The sequence below is a fragment of the Thermodesulfobacterium geofontis OPF15 genome (genome assembly GCF_000215975.1).
In the GTDB taxonomy this organism is placed as follows: Bacteria; Desulfobacterota; Thermodesulfobacteria; order Thermodesulfobacteriales; family Thermodesulfobacteriaceae; genus Thermodesulfobacterium; species Thermodesulfobacterium geofontis.
Genome location: NC_015682.1, coordinates 1,288,006 through 1,304,642, shown reverse-complemented (window position 1 = coordinate 1,304,642; position 16,637 = coordinate 1,288,006). Strand labels below are relative to the sequence as shown.

The window sequence follows — 16,637 nt, the reverse complement described above, 5'->3', positions numbered from 1 at the left end:
TTGAAATATATCATTTAATATTTAAAAATTCAACATTTAAGAGAGCTTAAACTTTTTATAGAACTCTTAAAGAAAATTAAAATATTTTAGATTTTACAATCTCTAAAGTATTAACTACATTTAAAGCTTTAAATATTTTTTCAAAAAGGCTTTCCATGTCAGATAAAATTTTTTCTTTTACTTCGGAAGGTAAATCCCACCAATCTTTTTTAAAGGCGCCAAATCCCTTTTTTCTTGTTTTATATATAAATTGAGCTTCTGTCATATCTTCTTTCCATTCATTTTTAAATTGATTTTTAAGATAATTATATATTTTTTCTCTAAATTCAGAGGGTAGGGCAGGGTGATCATAAAGGAAATTTTGAAAACCTGTTGCCAGATGCACTTCTACACATTCTGATTCTGGGAAGAGACTAAAATATTCTTCTGGAAGAGTAGATGCTCCATGTTGAACAGCTCCTGCAAGTCCAAATTCCTCTCTGGCAATTTTAGATAAAGTTTTTAAAGTATTAAAATCAAGATTAACAGTAGCAATTTTTCCATCAGGTAAAACTATACCTCCATGGGAAGTTCCAGTTTGAACACTTATTTTTGAAATTCCAATTTTTCCTTTAAAAACTTTATTAAATCCTTGCATAAATGCTCGTAGTTCTTCAGGAGTACTATTATGTCCTCCTATTTCTCCTATTTCTCCACCGAGATTTACAGTTATTCCTTCTGGTTCTATACTTCTAATAAATTCAGCAATTTCAGCAGTAACTTCATAATTATGCCTTTGTTGTGCATTAAGATCTTCTTTTTCAAGAATAACAAGAGTTGAAGCATCAATGTCAATGTTATAAAATTGAGAAAGGATAGCTTCATTTATAAGATTTTTAATGTTATTTTTTTCTCTTTCCGGATCTGTAAAATAGGATTTTCTATTAAATTGAAAGTGGTCTCCTTGAATAAAAATGGGTCCGTCAAAATTTTCCCTAAAACCAGCTGAAAGAATGACTGTAGCATATTCTAAAGGTGATTGTTTAGTATAACCCATTTCAGATTTGGCGATTTCAAAAATAAAAGCCCCTACTTTTAATCTTTTTGCTACCTTAAAGACTGTCCTTGCAACGTCATAGGTCATTCCTCTTATATTGATTGCAGGAACTGTAAAACCTAAAAATTTTTTGGAAAATTCTTGATAAAGAGGATAAATAGAAAATCCTTTATAATTGAAATCTTTTAAAACTTCTTGAAGGGTTTTAAGTAGTTGTGAGTCCTCAAAAACAGCTCTATAAATTAACCTATCTATTTCCTTAGGATTTTCTCTTAATAAATTTGAAATTTCTTTTTTTTCCATTTTTCACCCCAAGTTTTTAAATAATTTTAAGTAACTTTAAATTAAAAAATTAAAATTTCATCTCTAATTGTATTCTTAAAAATTTAGCATCCCTTGTCTTTGAAGTATAAAAATTTCCTGGGTCAAAGTGTTCATATTTTAAAAGACCTGTGATATTAGGTTTAAACTTATAGCTTCCTTCAATGGTAAAACCCTGTCCTCTATCTTTATCTTCTCCTGAAATCATTGCCCCCCAAAAAAATCTTAGAAGTGCTGCTTCATGATCTATTGCCATTTGCTCCGCAGTTAAAGGAAAGTAAGGTGTTCTTACAGCCCACATTTTTTGATAGGAAAGTCTTAATTTAAGGTCTTTGTAGGGAGATAAATAAAGATTGAAAACTAAACTTCTTAAATTACTCCAATATGCTGGCATGGGACCGTTTTTAAAAATGTTTTCAACTAAAATTACATAACTATATAGCTCATTTATAAATGCACCCTTTGAAAACAAAGGATTCCAACCTTCATCTTTTTTAGTATGAGGATTATCCCCAGAAAGATAAACATAGCCTATTTCAAACTTTGGAGAAAAAGGAATTTCTTTAAAAATCCTATTAAGATAAATATATCCTCCTAATCCTGAAACATCTTTTGTGCCTGAATATCTTCCATTTTGAGTAGCAATTTCACCTCTTAATCCCCATTCTTTCCAATTTAAAACTCCTCTTATGCCAAAGGTATGTAAATGTAAATTGGGATTAAATCCCCAACTTTCTTCTTCCTTAAAAATATAGTAAGGTTCTAAGGTTAAATTTTTAAAGAGCTTACTTTTTCCATAAATCATAAGTCCCTTTTCATCAGTTGCAATGAGTCTTTTTTTGCCATGGTAATAAAGCATAAAATATTCGGAAGTAAAATCTTTATAAGATGGATGAATAATAGGAAAATATCTTTCTGTTTTGGGATTTGAAATAAATACAAAATCTAAGGTATGATTTTTTTGTATAAACCATCTTGCTCTTATAGCATTAAAAAAGAAGGTCCTTGATCCATCTCCAGGGGTTCCATCAAAAATTAAAAAGCCTTCTCCATACATATCTTCTCCAAGAAAATCTTGTCTTCCTATCTTTAAATCTAAAGGAAGATTAAAGGGTTTTTTGACTTCTAAATAAAAATTATCTATTAAAATTTCATCCTGATCAAAATTTTTAATATTGTGAGCATGGTCAAGGGTTACCTCATGAGGTCCTATATAGTATCTTGGTTCAGTTACTAATCTTAAGTAGATTGAAGTGCTATTGTTTATTTTTATTTTATCCCATAAACTAACTTTAAATCTTAAAACACTTGAATCATCCCAGAAAGAAAGTAAAGGGGCAGTTTTTAAAAATAGATAATTATCTAAGGTTTCCTCTCTTAATCTAATTCCTATTCCTGGTTGATGTTCTATACAAAAGGCAAAAAAAACTTTATAAAAAAAAGAGATTAAAAGGATTGAAAATAATAGTATTAATCTTTTCATTTGCCACCCCTTTTTAATTTTTTAGCGCATTAAAAGACCCTTTTTAAGATCTTCTAAAACCTTTTCTCTAAGTTTATAATGTTGTTTTTTTCCTGTTGCAGTCATTGGAAGTTCATCAACAAATGCCCAATAGCGAGGTCTTTTATGAGGTGGAATCATAGGATGTTTACTAATAAATTCTTTAAGTTCCTCTAAAGTTAGAGATTCGTCTTTTTTGACCACATAAGCAACTATAGCTTGTCCTCTCAATTCATCAGGCACACCTACAACAGCACACTGAAGTACCTTAGGATGTTCTTGAATAGCTTCTTCAATTTGTACAGGATATATATTTTCACCTCCCACAATTATCATATCATCTTTTCTTGAAACTATGGTAAGGTATCCCTCTTCATCCCAAGTAGCCAGATCACCACAATAAAACCAATCTTTATAAACTCTTTTTGCTCTTTCTTGAGGTTTATTATAGTAATCATAAGGTCCTGTTAAACTTCTCATAATTACTTCTCCTACTTCCTGATTGTTTCTTTCTACTAATTCTTCAGGTTCTGCGAATTTATCTGGATAAACTTTTACTACTCTTACATCAGCAAAAAAGGTTATATTTCTTCCTGCAGTTCCTGCTTTTTCAGGTAAATCCTCTGGTATAAGTAAAGTATTTAAAAAGGTTTCTGAGGTTCCGTAGCCATTAAAAATATTAGGTGTTAAAATTTCTTTCATCTCTATACAAAGACTTTTATCAAGAGGAGCTCCCATACTTAAGGCGCCCCTAAGAGATTTTATATTATAAGAAAATTTCTTTTGTTCTTCTATTAATAGTTTATACATACTTGGGACTCCTACAGTAAAAGTAACTTTATATTTTTCTATGACTTCTAAAGCCCTTTTAGGAGAAAAGGTTTTCATAGCTACAATTGCAGCTCCTAAGAATAAACCTGGACCAGGTCCACCTAAATGGATGCCACCTCTATGAAACCAAGGAGAAAGATTGAAAAGAATATCTTCTTTATTTAATCCTAAATAAATAATTACATCCAAACAACTTAATACTTCATTAACATTATTAAATGGGATTCCTTTAGGTCTTCCTGTTGTTCCTGAGGTGTAAAGTCTTGTAACTTCAGCCCATGCATCATAAGAAGGCTCAGGTGGTTCAGATAAGGGCTTATCTTTAATAAACTCAGTGTAAGAAATTCCCAAATCACATTTTCCATCTTCTACATATATTAATACTTTCGGTTTATGTTGAGCTATTTCTAAGGCATTTTTAACTTTTTCACCTAAGGAAGCTTGAAAAATAAATACATAAGGTTTTGAATCGTCTAAAATATAAGCAGTCTCTCCTGGAGAAAGTCTATAATTTATGGGACAATTTATAGCTCCTATTTTTTGGGAAGCTAAATAAATAAAGGCAAATTCAGGTAAATTCATTAATTGATAAACTATCACATCACCAGGTTTTATTCCACTTTCAATTAAAGCATAGGCAAGTTTGTTAACCTCAGAATTTAAAGCTTCATAACTCCATTTTTTATCTTTTTCTGCATCAATTAGAGCAATTCTATTTTTATATCTTTCTACATTTCTCATAAAAGTTCTGATATAAAGGAAGTTCTTTTCGAAAAGTCTCTTAAAATATTCAACATCATAGGTGTACATTATTTTTCACCTCCTTCCCAAGCTTTTAATATTAAGCACGCATTTATTCCTCCAAAACCAAAGGAATTTTTTAAAACAGTTTTAACTTTTTTCTTAATTGCCTTTTGAGGAACATAATAAAGATCACATTCTGGATCAGGGTATTCTAAATTTATGGTTGGTGGAATAGTTTCTTCTAAGATAGTTTTTATAGAAAAAATAGTTTCAATGATTCCTGCTGCTCCCCAAGTATGTCCTATCATTGATTTATTAGCTGAAATAGGGATCTTATAAGCATATTCTCCAAAAACTTCTTTTATGGCTTTTGTTTCTGCAACATCATTTAAAAGAGTCCCTGTTCCATGAGCATTTATATAATCTATAGCTTCTGGTTTAATTTTGGCAGATTTTAAAGCCATTTTTATACATTCTATTATACTTTGAGTTGAGGGTTCAGGAGCAGTGGGATGATAAGCATCACAGGTTGCTCCAAATCCTATTATTTCAGCAAGTGGAGTTCTTCCATTATTCAAAGCATTTTCTAAAGATTCTAAAATAACACAACCTGAACCTTCTGCTGGTACAAATCCGCTTCGTAATTTATCAAATGGCCTACTCGCTTTTTCTGGAGTTTCATTCCATTTCGCATCTACAATAGCTCCTAAATTTTCTAAACTTGCCATTACAGCAGGTCTAATCCCTGAATCAGCTCCTATAACAAAAGCAATATCAATCACATCATTTTTTATTAATTCATAAGCTAATCCTAAAGCTTTTGTTCCAGCAGAACAAGCTTCTTGTAAAAAATATTGAGGACCTTTAGCATTAAAAATTCTTGCTACTTCTCCTGCTGCAGTATTTGCTGATAAATTAATAACAGCCATAGGTGAAACTTTTTTGGGACCAAAATTTAAATATTGTAAGATTATTTCTTCAAAGGTTGAAGGAGCCCCCAAAGCACTTGCCCCGATTACTGAAAATCTAAAAGGATTTTTTACCAAATCTTTTTTAAAATTCCAATTTTCAGCTGTAAGAAGTGTTACAGAAACGAAGAGATGAAACATTCTATCATATCTTCTAATAAACTTGGGATCTAAAAAATCTTCAGCTTTAAAATCTCTACATTCACCAGCAATTTGGCATTTATGGTTTTTTGGGTCAAAAAAACTAATTTTCTTAATTCCAGAAACACCATTTTTTAAATTATCCCAACAACTTTTTAATCCTATCCCAAGAGGAGTAATAACTTCCATTCCTGTAACTACAACTCTTTTCACATTCATGACTTGTTTTATTAAAAATTTTTAGTAAAATTTTTTAAATCTTTTTTAACTTAAATTAACTTAAATATTTAAAAATTTAAAAAAGTAAAGGGTATGATTAAATATTCTCTTTCTGAAGAACAAAAAATTTTAGTTGATTTAGTTACTCAGATTGGAGAAGAATATATAAAACCTTATGCATTAAAATGGGATGAAGAAGAAGTTTTTGATGAAAAACCTATCAGAGCTTTAGCAGATGCAGATCTTTTTGGAATAATTATTCCCAAAGAATATGGTGGGTTAGGTTGGGGAAGTTTTGAAATGTGTCTTGCAGTGGAAAAACTTTCTTATTATTGTGCAGGAGTTACTACCACTTATGCGGCAACTTTTCTTGGAAGTTATCCCATAATTCTTTTTGGAAATGAGGAGCAAAAGAAAAAATATCTTCCTGAAATAGCAAGAGGAAAGATGATATGTGCTTTTGCCTTAACAGAACCTCAAGCAGGAAGTGATGCCTTTGCTATAAAAACTATAGCAAAAAAAGAAGGTGATTTTTATATACTTAACGGAATGAAACATTTTATCACAAATGGAGGCATTGCAGATATATATATTGTGGTTGCAATGACTGATCCTGCAAAAGGGGCAAGAGGTGCAAGTGCCTTTATTGTAGAAAAAAACGATCCCGGTTTTTCTGTAGGGAAAAAAGAAAAAAAATTAGGATTAAGAGCTTCTGTTACTACTGAACTTTTTTTCAATGATTGTAAAATTCCTAAAGATAGACTTCTTGGGAAGGAAGGGATGGGATTTATAGTTGCTTTAAGAACCTTAGATTTTGGAAGATGTGGAGTAGGGGCTCAAGCTCTTGGAATAGCTCAAGCTGCTATGGAAATTTCTTTAAAACATGCTAATTCAAGAATACAATTTGGACAGCCCATTTATAATTTTCAGGCAGTAAGTCATACATTTGCTGAAATGGCTATTAAATTAGAAGCAGCACGAGCTTTAGTTTATAATGCCACAAAATATATCGATAGTGGTGCTAAAGATATTACAGGGATATCCTCTATAGTAAAATGCTTTACCAGTGACGTTGCTATGTGGATCACCGAAAGGGCTATCCAAATGATGGGTGGTTTCGGATATATGAGAGACTATCCTGTCCAAAAATATTTTAGAGATGCAAAATGCCTCCAAATTTACGAAGGAACAAATGAAATACAAAGAAATATAATAGCAAGAGAGCTTATCAAATATTACAAATAAGGCTCTAAAAATGGAAAAGATAATAGTATGTATAAAAGGTGTTCCTAAACCAGGAACTATAAAAGTTGATCCTGAAACGCGTACTTTAAAAAGAGAAAGTTTGGAACTTATTTTAAATCCCAATGATAGAGTAGCTTTAGAGATGGCAGGAAGATTAAAAAATACTTATAATACTGAAGTAATAGTTATTTCCATGGGTCCTCCCAATGTAGTTCCCCTTTTAAAACATGCCTACGCCCTAAGTGCTGATCAGATGATACTTCTTTCTGATAAAGCCTTTGCAGGATCGGATACACTTGCAACAAGCTATGTTTTAGCAAAAGCCATTAAAAAACTTTCTCCTTTTTCTCTTGTTTTAATGGGACTTAAATCAATAGATGGAGAGACAGCTCAAGTTCCTCCAGAAACAGCAAGTTTGCTTGGTATACCCTCTCTTACTAATGTTAAAAATCTTTTTTTGGAAAATAATAAATGGATAGCTATTAGAGAAATTGATTACGGAGAAGAGGAGGTTGAAGTTGAGCCACCTTTGGTTGTATCTATTTCTCCTACAGCTTTTGATTACATAAGACCTCCTTCTTTAAAAAAGTTAATAGAAGTTAAAAGTAAAGAACCTTTAGTTTGGCAAGCAAAAGATTTAGATTTAGATCCCCAAAAATTGGGGCTTCAAGGTTCGCCAACCCAAGTAGTTGAAGTTTCTGAAAAGAAAATAGAAGCTAAGGGAATTATTTTAGAAGGGAATCCTGAAGAACTTGCAGAGAAATTGTTAGAAATTTTTAAAGAAAAAGGATTAATCAGGCTTTGAGGTTAAAAAATGCTCGAGAAAGTGGAATTAGAAAATTTATCCAAAGGAAATATTGTAGCTTACGGAGAAATCTATAGAGGAGAATTAAATACCTCAAGCTTAGAGATACTTTCTCCTTTAAAAGAAATTGGGAAAACTTTAAATAAAAAGCTTGTCTTGGTTTGTTTAATAGATTCCTTAAAAGATATTAAAAATTTAGAGGAAATTAGAAAATCTTTAGCAGATGAAGTATGGTTTGTAATAAATGAAGAATTAAAAGATTTTAGGGAAGATCTTTATGCCGAAGTTCTTGTTAAAATAATAGAATCTTCTCAACCTTATGGATTTTTCTTTCCGGCAACTAAAATAGGAATGTCTTTAGCACCAAGGATTGCAGGTGCTTTAAATATAGGTCTTTGTGCTCATGTAAATAGTTTAGAGGTGAAGGATAATCAAATTGTAATGGCAAGACCAACTTACGGAGAAAATATTATAGCTAAACTTATTTCTAAAAGTACTCCTGTTATGGCAACTATATCCTTAGGAGCTTTTAGTATTAAATATGGAATAGAAGAACCTTTAATGAAAGAAATAGTTTTTCCTAAAGATTTTGTTTGGAAAAGTAAACTAAAAATAAGAAATTTTACACCTTTTAAGAAGAAACCTACTAAACTTTCTACAGCAAAAGTAATAGTTGCAGGAGGTAGAGGTTTAAAAAATAAAGAAAATTTTCAAAAACTTTTTGAACTTGCAGAAATTTTGGGTGCTGAAGTTGGAGCAACACGTCCGGTATGTTATGAAGGTTGGGTAGAAGAGGAAAGAATGATAGGGATTAGTGGAGTAATTGTTAGACCAAAAGTTTATATTGGATTTGGTATTTCAGGAGCTCTTCAACATACTGTAGGAATGGAAAATTCAGAATATATAATTGCTATAAATACTGATAAAGAAGCCCCTTTGGTTAAAATGGCAAATTTAGCTCTTATAGGTGATGCAGAAAAAATTTTAGATTTATTATTAAAAAAACTAAGTAAGTAGGTTCTTAAATTTTTTAAAATCCTCTTCTAAAATTTTCCTAATTTTTGGAAATCTTAAGCCTGCTGCTGGATGATAAGTAATAAAAAATTCTTTACCCTCTTTTTTTATCTTTTTTCCTCTAAAATCTTTTAAATTTTTATCTGGGAAAAATACAGAAAAAGCTACTTCACCTAATAAAATAATTTTTTGGGGGTTAATAATTTCTATTTGTTTTTTTAACCAAGGAAGACAGCTTTCAATTTCTTTCTTTTTAGGTTTTCTATTAATTGGGGGTTGAGGTAAACATTTTAAGGGAGAGGTTATAAAAACTTCTTCTCTTTTTAGGCCAGCAAGCTCTAAAAGATAATTTAAAAATTTTCCAGCTGGCCCAACAAAGGGCCTTCCAGTTTTATCTTCCTGAACACCAGGAGCTTGACCTATAATTATAATTTTTGCAGAAGATGGACCTTCTCCCGGGACCGCATTATTTCTTAATTTCCAAAGATCACATTTTTTACAATTTTTGATTTCTTCATTTAATTTTTCCAAATCCTCATTCATTTTCAATCTTTAATAAGATTTTTCAATCTTTCTTTCAATCTTTTAATGTGATCACCTTCCCAATAAAGTTTTTTACATTTGGGACAATAATTAAATTCATTATAAAACTGGTAAACCTTAAGTGGAATAAGCTCTTTAAAGTCCTCTTTTTTAACTGATATTAATTCTTCTCCACAGATACTGCATAAGTTAAGTTTTAGTTCTGTGTTTAAATTTAATTTATGAACAAGAACAGTTAATTGGGCTTTTAAGCTTTCTCTTGGTAATAATAAATATTTAATTCCTGCTTTTTCCAGTAATTTTGCGGTAGAAGGACTGGTTATAAGAAAAATTTTGTCTTTATGTTTGAGTATTATTTCTTTATCAATTTTATTTTCACAAACTTGAGTTTTGTAACCAAAAAATCTTAGCCATTTATTTAAACCTTTAAGTCCTGCTTCAAGAAAAAATTCCATTCTACTTAAGTTTTATCTTTTTTCCAACCAGGTAATAGATGCAATTCTAAAATTTGTTCAATTTTTACTTCTGAGGGAGCTCCTGTAAGCAAACACTGAGCTCTTTGGGTCTTTGGGAAGGGAATAACTTCTCTTATACTCTTTTTACCAAGCATAAGCATAATTAAACGATCAAGTCCAAAAGCAATACCTCCATGAGGTGGAGCACCATATTCTAAAGCAGTAAGTAAAAACCCGAATTTTTCTTGAGCCTCTTCCAGGGGTATATTTAAAAGTTTAAAAATTTTTTCTTGGAGTTCCCTTTTGTGGATACGGATACTTCCTCCACCTATTTCTACTCCATTGAGGACAATATCATAGGCTTTTGATTTTACTTTCAAAGGATCAGTATCAAGAAGAGGGATGTCTTCTTCCTTAGGATGAGTAAAAGGATGGTGTACCGAAACTAAACGATTTTCCTCTTCGTCCCATTCAAAAAGAGGAAAATCTGTTATCCAAACGAAATTAAATTTATTTTCTGGGACGAGATTTATTTTTTTAGCTAAGTGAATTCTTAATTCTGATAATACACTATTTACAACATCTTCTTTATCTGCTACAAAAAAGAAAGTAGCAAGATCTTCTAAAGGATTAAAGACTTCTTCAAGTTTCTCTAAAATTGAAATTTCAAAAAATTTAACAATAGGAGAACTCCATTTTTCTTCAAAGGAGCTTGCATTTTTATTATATTTTATCCAGGCAAGTCCTTTAGCACCTAATTCTTGAGCAAATTTAGTCAACTCATCAAGTTCTTTTCTGGAAAAATTAGCAGGAACTTTTAAGCCCTTTATTATACCACCAGACTCTAAAGCATCTCTAAAAACTTTAAAAGTAGTCTCTCTAAAGAGATGAGAAAGGTCTTTTAATTTCATATCAAACCTGATATCTGGTCTATCTGTTCCATAATCTCTTAAAGCAGTTTCATAGGAAAGTCTTGGGAAAGGGGTTTCTAAGGTAATATTTAATGCTTTTTCAAAAAGATAAGCCAACAACTCTTCAACAATACTCATTACATCATTTTCTTCTACAAAAGACATTTCTATATCAAGTTGAGTAAATTCTGGTTGTCTGTCTGCTCTTAAATCTTCGTCTCTAAAGCATCTTACTATTTGATAATATTTATCTACCCCTGCTACCATTAAAATCTGTTTAAAAAGCTGAGGAGATTGGGGAAGGGCATAAAATTTCCCTGGGTAAAGTCTACTTGGAACTAAATAATCTCTTGCTCCCTCAGGTGTACTTTTGGTTAAGAAAGGAGTTTCAATTTCTAAAAAACCTTTACTATTTAAAAATTCTCTAATAATTTGATTTACTTTGTGTCTAAAAATAAAAGGTTTTAAGCCATCTAAGGCTCTCATTTCTAAATATCGATACTTTAAACGAATTGCTTCTGAAATTTCAGAAAGATCTTCATCCATGGGAAAGGGAGGGGTTTTAGAAATATTTAAAATTTCTACTTCCTTTGCTACAAGCTCTATTTCTCCTGTAGGTATTTTGGGATTTTCCATACCAGGGGGTCTTCTTCTTATTAAACCCTTAACACTTATTACATACTCTATTCTTATAGAATCTGCTAAATTATGGATTTCAGGGTCAATTCCTTCTTCAAAAACTACCTGTAAAAGCCCAGTTCTATCTCTTACGTCTAAAAAGATTACTCCTCCGTGATCCCTTCTTCTTAAAACCCAACCTGAAATTATGATTTCTTTGCCAATAAAAGTATTGTCAAGTTCTCCTATATAGTGAGTTCTTTTTAACTTCATCTATTACTTTAACCCCCTTTTAAATTTTTAAATTAAAAAATTTGATTGCATTTTCTGTAGTTTTTTCTGAAATCTCTTCTAAATCCATATTTTTAATTTCTGCAACCTTTTGAGCTATATAGATTAAAAATGCCGGTTCATTTCTTTTTCCTCTAAAGGGATGAGGTGCTAAAAAGGGGCTATCTGTTTCTAACATAAGTCTATCCTTAGGAATAAATTTAACAGCTTCTTTTAAAATTTCAGCCTTTTCAAAAGTTACTACTCCTGGAACGGAAATAAAACCACCTAAATCAAGAATTTTAGAAGCAATAAATTTATGAGAGGTATAACAATGAAAAAGAAGTTTTAAATCCGAATAATTCTTCAAAATTTTTAAAGCCTCTTTCCAAAAAAGGTCATCTCCTCTTAAATGAAGAATTACAGGTTTATTATATTTTTTAGCCAATTCTAAATGTCTCAGAAAATGCTCTATTTGGGCTTCCTTAGGTGAATATTCTTTAACCCAATCAAGACCAGTTTCTCCTATAGCGCAAACTTTTTCTATATTTTCTTCTAAAAACTTATAATCTTGCTCTTTAATTTTTTTTACTTCATGAGGGTGAAAGGCAATCGCAGGTGTTATAAAATCAGGATAAAGTTTAGATAATTCCAAAGCTCTTTGGTTAGTAGTAAGATCTATCCCTACTACTATAACATGAATAACTCCATTTTCTTTTGCCCTTTTTATTACTTCTTCTAAATCCTTTTTAAAAAAATCTGAAAAATTTAAATGGGCGTGGGTATCAATAAGTTTCATCTCAAAAAGCCTCTGATTAAAGAAATTAAAATATATAAGCTCATAAATATAACTACTGCCCCAGAAAATGGAATATCAAAAAAAATAGATATTAAAGCTCCTCCTAAAATTCCAATAATATTCAAAAAACAAATAACTATTATTAAAAATTTAAAACTTTTTATAAATTGTAAAACAAAAGTAGTTGAAAATACGAATAAAACCGAAACCAATAAAATTCCCATTAATTTTACTCCAATTATAATTTGCAAAGTGATTAAGATTAAAAATGAAAAATTAGCTAATTTGAAATTAAGCCCTGGAAGTTCTTTATCAGTGATTTGTGCTATCCATAAAGGATAAAATCTATAAAACAAGAATAAAGTAAAGAAAAGAACTATTAAGCTTTCAAAAAAATCTTTATAAGTGATGCCAAGTAAACTTCCAAAAAGATAAGAAAGGATTCTTGCATCATATTGGTAAGTTTTTGCAGCTACTATCAAGGCTAATCCTAAAGCTAAATGTGCAATAATAGAAGTAGCAGTATCTTCATAAAATTTGGTGTATTTTTTTAAAATCCAGATTAAGGAAGTAAAAAGGAGGGTAAAAATAACTATAAAAGGAAAGGAAAGAAAAAAAGGCAAATTATTTAAAATTAAAGAAGTGATAATTACAGCCAAAAAGTATATATGAGTTAAAGCATGAGGAAAAAGGGCATTTCTTTTTAAAATAAGAAAGGGGGAAGTAAAGGAAATAGATAGTCCTAATAACATTCCTGATAAAAGTCCCCATTTTATTAAATTTATAGAATCAAGAAAAAATTCCATATTCTTACCAATGGGTATGTTCAATTTTATGATGTTCTGGGAAGAATTCTAATTTTTTAGCCATAATACAAAAGCTTTCGTGATCTCCATGGAAATAAAGTTTTTGATTAATACAAGCTACTTTATTAACCCATTTAGTTAAAAGCCAAGTTTCGTGAGTTATTAGGATAATGGTAAGTCCCCTTTTATGAAATTCTCCTAAGGTTTCGTAAAAAACCTCCTGAGTAAAAAAATCTAATCCTACAGAGGGTTCATCGAGTATCAAAATTTCCGGGTCTAAAATAAGTGCTCTTACTATATAGGATCTTTGAAGTTGTCCATAGGATAGTTCACCGATTTTTTTATTAAGAAGATTTTTCATACCAAACTTTTCTGTTAATTTATCTAATAAAGAAGGTTTTAGAGAAACTTTATACCATTTAAAGGGAAGCAAAAGGAACTCTTTAACAGAAAGAGGTGTTAAGGAATCTATTAAGTCTCCTGCTCTTTGAGGTACATAGCCTATTTTATGCCAATTTTTAAAATTTCTGATTTCTTCTCCCCAAAGAAATATCTTTCCTTTAGTGGGAGTTAAAAATCCAAGAATACATCTTGCAAGGGTGGTTTTTCCTCCTCCATTTGGTCCGATTAAAGCTAAAAAATCCCCCTTTTCTACTTTTAAATTAATATTTTCAAGAATAAGGTGATCTTCATAAGAAAAATAGAGATTTTGTACTTCAATAATTGTTTGGCTCATAATGATTCTTTATTTCTTCCCATATTTGATCAAGCTCTTTAATATTTAATTTTTCCCAAGAGAGTCCTCTTTTTTCTATTTCTTTTTCAAGTAATTTAAAACGGTTTTCAAATTTATTTAAAGCAAGTTTTAAAGCTTCTTCAGGATTAATTTCAAGTTTTCTTGAAAAATTAGCTATGCTAAATAAAAGATCTCCTATTTCTTCTTTCAATTTTTCCTTAGGAAGATTATTTAAAGATTCTTTAATTTCTTCTATTTCCTCCTTTATTTTCTCAAGAACCTCTTCTCCTTTTTCCCAATCAAATCCGACTCTACCAGCTCTTTCTCCTAATCTAAAAGCTCTTTGTAAAGCTGGTAAACTTTTTGGAATATTTCCAAGTATTGAAGGCTCTTTTCCCTCTTCTTTTTTAATTTTTTGCCAGCGCTTAATTACTTCTTCAGCACTTTTAGCCACTTCTTCTCCAAAAACATGTGGGTGTCTTCGTATCATTTTTTGGGCTGTTAAATAGAGAAGATCTTTTAAAGTAAAAAGCTTTTCTTCTTCATAAAGGTATATAATAAAAAGAAGAAGAAATAAAAGATCCCCCAACTCTTCTCTTATTTCTTCTGGATTGCTTTTATCTATAGCTTCTAAAACTTCATAAACCTCTTCTATAAGATATTTTTTTAAACTTTGGGGGGTTTGTTTTTTATCCCAAGGACACCCATTTTCACTTCTTAAAGCTTTTATAATATCCCAAAGTGTATAAAAATCAGCCTTTTCTTTTTCTATCTTCATGATTGTTAATTTTTAAATTTTTTCATAATGTGGGGAATTAAGCCACCGTCATCAAGTATTTCTTTCATGAAAGGAGGTAAAGGTTTAGTAAAAAATACTTTATTTTTGGTTAGATTAATTATTTTTCCTTCCTCAGGATAAATTTCTAATTCATCTCCGGTGTCTATTTCTTTAACTGCTTCAGGACATTCCAAAATCAAAAGCCCGGTGTTAAAGGCGTTTCTGTAAAAAATTCTTGCAAAACTTTCAGCTATAACACAGGCTATTCCACAGGCTTTTATGGCAATAGGTGCATGTTCACGGGAGGAGCCACATCCAAAATTTTTTCCTGCTACAATAATATCACCCTTATTAACTTTTTTTGGAAATTCTGGATCCGCATCCTCCATGCAGTGTTTAGCTAATTCTTCCGGATCAGTAGTATTTAAATATCTTGCAGGAATTATTACATCTGTATCTATATTGTCTCCAAATTTCCAAGCTTTTCCTTTAATTTTATCCATTTTTAATCCTCCTCTCTAAGTCCCAATTCTTCCGGAGTTCCTATATATCCAAGTACTGCACTTGCAGCTGCAACAGCAGGTCCAGAAAGATATACCTCACTCTCAGGATGTCCCATTCTTCCCACAAAATTTCTATTAGTGGTTGCCACAGCCTTTTCTCCTTTTGCTAAAATTCCCATATGTCCACCAAGACAGGGGCCACAGGTGGGAGGTGATACAATAGCCCCAGCTTCTATAAATACTCTAATATAACCTCTCTTCAATGCTTCATAGTAAATTTTGGGCGTTGCTGGTATAATAATACATCTTACATTAGGATTTACCTTACGATTTTTTAAAATTTTTGCAGCAATTGCTAAATCTTCAATTCTTCCATTGGTACAAGATCCAATTACTACCTGATCAATATAAATTTTATCAGGCAGATCTTTAACTGGTTTTACATTAGAAGGAAGATGAGGTAGGGCAACAAGAAGATCTATTTTAGAAACATCATATTCTCTAATTTCTATGTACTTAGCATTTTTGTCAGCTTTTAAAATAACCGGTTCCCTTTTAAAACGATTTTTTATATAAGCCAAGGTTATTTTATCAGGTTCTATTAAACCTACCTTCCCTCCTGCCTCAATAGCCATGTTTGCCATAGTAAATCTTTCAGCCATAGAAAGTTTTTTTATTGTTTCTCCTGTAAATTCCATTGCTTTATAAAGTGCTCCGTCAACTCCTATATCTCCTATAGTATAAAGAATAAGATCTTTTCCAGTAATCCAAGGTTTAGGTCTTCCATAGTAAACAAATTTAATAGTTTCTGGAACTTTAAACCATGTTTTACCGGTAATCCAAGCAGCTGCAAGATCTGTTGAACCAACTCCTGTAGCAAAAGCTCCTAAAGCTCCATAAGTACAAGTATGGCTATCAGCTCCGATTACGATATCCCCTGGTCCTACTAAACCCAGTTCTGGAAGTAAAGCATGTTCAATACCACAGTTTCCTCCTTCATAATAGTGTGAAATCTTATATTTTCTGGCAAACTCTCTACAAAGTCTTACTTGTTCTGCACTTTTAATATCTTTATTAGGAGTAAAATGATCCATTACGAGAACTATTTTTTCTGGATCAAAAACTTTTCCAATGTTTGTAGACTCAAAAATTTTAATAGCTAAAGGGGCTGTAATATCATTTGCCAATGTTAAATCTACTGGAACTTCTACTAATTCTCCAGGTTCTACATAATCTCTTTTTAATTTGGTTGCTAAAATTTTTTCTGCTAAGGTCATAGGACGTTTTTTCATAAGTTTAACCTCTCTCTTTGAAAGCTAACAGAAAGAAAATTTTACTTTTATTATAAAAAATTGCAACAGAAAGCCTTGTATTTTATAAATATTTTTTTAAA

At 30.9% G+C, this 16,637-nt stretch carries 16 protein-coding genes; 3 read left to right on the top strand and 13 right to left on the bottom strand.

The window, feature by feature from the left end; all coding sequences use genetic code 11:
- Positions 1-76: 76 nt before the first annotated feature.
- Genes TOPB45_RS06720 through TOPB45_RS06705 form a run of 4 tightly spaced genes read right to left on the bottom strand, consistent with a single transcriptional unit; the run spans position 77 to position 5,755 of the window.
- Positions 77-1,339 carry a class II fructose-bisphosphate aldolase gene (locus TOPB45_RS06720; protein ID WP_013910081.1) on the bottom strand — a complete coding sequence of 421 codons (1,263 nt, stop codon included), beginning with the start codon at positions 1,337-1,339 and terminating at the stop codon, positions 77-79.
- 49 nt (positions 1,340-1,388) lie between these two features.
- On the bottom strand, positions 1,389-2,840 hold the full coding sequence (locus tag TOPB45_RS06715; protein ID WP_013910080.1) for an alginate export family protein: 1,452 nt from the start codon (positions 2,838-2,840) through the stop codon (positions 1,389-1,391).
- A gap of 21 nt (positions 2,841-2,861) precedes the next feature.
- Positions 2,862-4,499 carry a class I adenylate-forming enzyme family protein gene (locus TOPB45_RS06710; protein WP_013910079.1) on the bottom strand — a complete coding sequence of 546 codons (1,638 nt, stop codon included), beginning with the start codon at positions 4,497-4,499 and terminating at the stop codon, positions 2,862-2,864.
- The gene (locus tag TOPB45_RS06705; RefSeq protein ID WP_172632671.1) at positions 4,499-5,755 is read right to left on the bottom strand and encodes a beta-ketoacyl-[acyl-carrier-protein] synthase family protein; all 1,257 of its coding nucleotides are present in this window, start codon (positions 5,753-5,755) and stop codon (positions 4,499-4,501) included. Before TOPB45_RS06705 ends, TOPB45_RS06710 begins: the two co-directional genes overlap by 1 nt.
- Before the next feature lie 102 nt (positions 5,756-5,857).
- Between TOPB45_RS06705 and TOPB45_RS06700 the strand changes: the two genes are divergently transcribed.
- From TOPB45_RS06700 to TOPB45_RS06690, 3 genes are read left to right on the top strand one after another with little or no spacing between them, the layout of a single operon-like run.
- Positions 5,858-7,006, top strand: coding sequence for an acyl-CoA dehydrogenase family protein (locus tag TOPB45_RS06700; protein ID WP_041430708.1), 1,149 nt, complete (start codon positions 5,858-5,860; stop codon positions 7,004-7,006).
- 10 nt (positions 7,007-7,016) lie between these two features.
- Entirely contained in the window at positions 7,017-7,811 is a 795-nt protein-coding gene (locus TOPB45_RS06695; RefSeq protein WP_013910076.1) for an electron transfer flavoprotein subunit beta/FixA family protein, read from the top strand.
- 9 nt (positions 7,812-7,820) lie between these two features.
- The gene (locus tag TOPB45_RS06690; RefSeq protein WP_013910075.1) at positions 7,821-8,828 is read left to right on the top strand and encodes an electron transfer flavoprotein subunit alpha/FixB family protein; all 1,008 of its coding nucleotides are present in this window, start codon (positions 7,821-7,823) and stop codon (positions 8,826-8,828) included.
- Here TOPB45_RS06690 and TOPB45_RS06685 read toward each other — a convergent pair.
- The 9 genes from TOPB45_RS06685 to leuC are packed head-to-tail and all read right to left on the bottom strand — an operon-like array spanning position 8,817 to position 16,536.
- A complete protein-coding gene (locus TOPB45_RS06685; RefSeq protein WP_013910074.1) occupies positions 8,817-9,368 on the bottom strand; it encodes a uracil-DNA glycosylase in 552 nt (183 codons plus the stop codon). The two genes, TOPB45_RS06690 and TOPB45_RS06685, sit on opposite strands and share 12 nt — an antisense overlap.
- Positions 9,369-9,370: 2 nt before the next feature.
- On the bottom strand, positions 9,371-9,823 hold the full coding sequence (locus tag TOPB45_RS06680; RefSeq protein WP_013910073.1) for a Mut7-C RNAse domain-containing protein: 453 nt from the start codon (positions 9,821-9,823) through the stop codon (positions 9,371-9,373).
- Between the two features lie 5 nt (positions 9,824-9,828).
- Entirely contained in the window at positions 9,829-11,625 is a 1,797-nt protein-coding gene (gene aspS / locus TOPB45_RS06675) for an aspartate--tRNA ligase (RefSeq protein ID WP_013910072.1), read from the bottom strand.
- A 19-nt stretch (positions 11,626-11,644) separates the two neighbouring features.
- The gene (locus TOPB45_RS06670) at positions 11,645-12,421 is read right to left on the bottom strand and encodes a TatD family hydrolase (protein WP_013910071.1); all 777 of its coding nucleotides are present in this window, start codon (positions 12,419-12,421) and stop codon (positions 11,645-11,647) included.
- Positions 12,418-13,227, bottom strand: a complete 810-nt coding sequence (locus tag TOPB45_RS06665; RefSeq protein ID WP_013910070.1) for a metal ABC transporter permease — start codon at positions 13,225-13,227, stop codon at positions 12,418-12,420. Before TOPB45_RS06665 ends, TOPB45_RS06670 begins: the two co-directional genes overlap by 4 nt.
- Positions 13,228-13,231: 4 nt before the next feature.
- A complete protein-coding gene (locus TOPB45_RS06660; RefSeq protein WP_013910069.1) occupies positions 13,232-13,963 on the bottom strand; it encodes a metal ABC transporter ATP-binding protein in 732 nt (243 codons plus the stop codon).
- Entirely contained in the window at positions 13,944-14,741 is a 798-nt protein-coding gene (mazG, locus tag TOPB45_RS06655) for a nucleoside triphosphate pyrophosphohydrolase (protein ID WP_013910068.1), read from the bottom strand. The genes TOPB45_RS06660 and mazG overlap by 20 nt, the downstream gene beginning before the upstream one ends.
- Before the next feature lie 5 nt (positions 14,742-14,746).
- A complete protein-coding gene (leuD, locus tag TOPB45_RS06650) occupies positions 14,747-15,244 on the bottom strand; it encodes a 3-isopropylmalate dehydratase small subunit (RefSeq protein WP_013910067.1) in 498 nt (165 codons plus the stop codon).
- Between the two features lie 2 nt (positions 15,245-15,246).
- Complete coding sequence (gene leuC / locus TOPB45_RS06645; protein ID WP_013910066.1) at positions 15,247-16,536, bottom strand: 3-isopropylmalate dehydratase large subunit; 1,290 nt, start codon at positions 16,534-16,536, stop codon at positions 15,247-15,249.
- Between the last annotated feature and the right edge of the window lie 101 nt (positions 16,537-16,637).